Raw genomic sequence first — 2,622 nt, forward strand, 5'->3', positions numbered from 1 at the left:
TACATCTTCATTGCCGTCATTGATAAGTGCATGAGTTACATTCATCGGTGCGGTAAATGTTTCACCGGGTATGCGCTTGTGTTTTTCTTTACCAACAACAAATGTTGGATTACCTTGCTTAACTAACCAATACTCATCAAAATATTTGTGGTAATGTGCAGGAACAGATTTACCAGCACGAAGACAACTTTCCATTTTAAAAACAGTATCGTCAAAATACTTTGGGTGAAAATAGTTGCCGCCAAACCAGGGAATTTCTCTTAGAATATCAACCTTCATGTTGTGTAATTTTTGCAGTTAAATTTTAATTTTGAATTGTTTTGTCTGTTCATTTCTTGCAATCAGTTTCAAGTTAGCACTGCCGCTTAGCATGACGCATAACCTTTGTATTTGCGAAGCACTATCACTTATGTACCAAATTTACCGGCTTTACGAAGCGTAATCTTGTTCAGGAAAATAAATCCATCCAAAGACTTTCTACTTAAATTCAGAAAATCGAAAAAGTCTACAACCAAAATCACGCTCAAAACCTTAAATTTCTTTCTGAAATATACTAAGCTTCATTCAACCTTCCAAACAGGGACAGCAATCTCCTTTAAAAATCCATTAACCTAATACCCCAATCCCCCATAAGACTTTGCTATTCTCGATGGAATCTTAAGCGTCATTACTTCTGTCCAATGGATCCATAGGCTGTAGTATGATTCCGACGGGAATTGACTTTACAAGTTGGGGATTGAATTCTTGACGCCACTGACAACAACTAGAAACAATCGGGTCCACTATTAACGTAAAAAGTCTATTTCTCCGCAACGTATACTTTCTCTATCTTCCGGCAAGATGAGCCTTTAATGGCGGACTAAAGCCGCACTATTCAATAGCAAAGAAATTGGGAATTCTTTTGGAGCGGTGTTATCTTTTCACTTATAAGGTTGAGTCTTTATTGTTTGATGAATTTTAGACTTGTATTGTTTTTTTTTGTCATTATTAGTAAATAATACACACCGGAAGATAAATCTGAAACGTCAATCTGAGAATTCTCTAAGAATCCTGTTTTGCTTACAATTCCAAATGCAGATACTATTCTAAATGAAACTAACGTTACATTTTTTGTGTTTGAAGAAATTTGAAGGACATTACTAACAGGATTAGGTGTGATAGAAAAGTCTTGAGTCAATTCCTTGATTTGAGTTGAGAAATCGAAGACCGCAGAAGTCGCCTCGCATCCATTGGAGTCAACTGTTATTACTGAATATAACCCATCTATCATAGTTATTAAATTTTGATCAGTAGCACCTTGAATACTATCACCATAAAATAACCACTGATAGGAGTAGGCTGAGGAGCATTGTAAAGTGTCAAATGACCTAGTGATAATGGGCACTTGTGGTACTGCTATTCGAATGAAATTTGGTTTTTCAATTGTATCAGTTCCGTAGGTATTTGTAACAATTAAGGTGACGTCAAATTGACCAGGTGTAGAAAAACAAATATTAGTTGGATTTTGATCTGTAGAAGTCGGGGGGGATCCTCCGCTAAAACTCCAAGACCATGTAAGTGGGTTGTTTGAAGATAGATCCATAAAATCAATACATGTAGAATTGCAAAAAACTGAATCACTTGAAATGAAATTTGCTTCAGGCCGATTGATCATTAAAGTGTCCGGTCCGAGTTCCCAGAAATCTTGTAACAAATTTGGACTATCCCAGCCTGTTCCCAGGTAACCATAACCACCAATGGAAAAACCAACAGCCCCATTCCTTGCGAGACCTGGAAACAATGTAATTTGTGTCCAGGTATTTTGCAAAGGATTAAATTCCCAAAAATCTTGGTAGTTAACCCCTATATGAGCTCCGGCGCCAAGGTAACCCATGTTTCCAACAGAAAATCCGGTCGCAAGATCTCTTGCAGATCCTCCAAAGCTATTTTTTTGATTCCATGAATTGCTTGCAGGGTCGTATTCCCAAAAATCTGTTTGATCTATTCCGTCATAACCTGTTCCAACGTAACCTTTAGATAATATGGAAAAACCAACAGCTCCGTAGCGTGCAGTCCCCGGGAAATCTAATTTTTGAGTCCAAGTATCATTGACAGGATCGTATTCCCATAAATCCTGGAAACTACTTAACCCATTTTTACCTGTAGCGATATAACCCTTGTTGCCAATTGAAAATCCAACCGCTTCACATCTAGCCGGCCCCGGCAGACTCGCCTTTTGCGTCCAAAGATTATTTGAAGGATCATATTCCCAAAAATCTTGGAAGTACATTCCTGCATTATATCCGGTTCCCACATACCCTTTAGTGCCAATTGAGAATGCAATAGCTGTAACCCTAGGGCCACCTGGAAAAGATGCCTTTTGACTCCATTGATTGCTTGTTTGATTCCATTCCCATAATTCAGTGTTTTGATTATCCCCCGTTGTGATATATCCATTATTCCCTATCGAAAAACCAGCTCCATAACCAATTGCTCCTCCGCCATAATTGGATTTTTGAGTCCATGTGGCCTGAGATAAAAGTTTTTGAGTAGTACAAAAACACATAAGAAAAATAATGACCCTTTTCATAGTTGGTTGTTTAGAGTAGTGAAATTTATTCTTTAATAAAAAAAATTTAAGCA

Annotated in this window: 2 protein-coding genes; both read right to left on the reverse strand. The window is 37.6% G+C overall.

Annotation, left to right across the window (positions count from 1 at the left end; all coding sequences use genetic code 11):
- A partial coding sequence (locus K1X82_15405; protein MBX7183498.1) for a cupin domain-containing protein occupies positions 1–279 on the reverse strand: 279 nt, incomplete at its 3' end.
- A 661-nt stretch (positions 280–940) separates the two neighbouring features.
- Positions 941–2,622 (reverse strand): T9SS type A sorting domain-containing protein (locus tag K1X82_15410; GenBank protein ID MBX7183499.1); only part of this gene is annotated, 1,682 nt, incomplete at its 5' end.

The organism is Bacteroidia bacterium, assembly GCA_019695265.1.
In the GTDB taxonomy this organism is placed as follows: Bacteria; Bacteroidota; Bacteroidia; order JAIBAJ01; family JAIBAJ01; genus JAIBAJ01.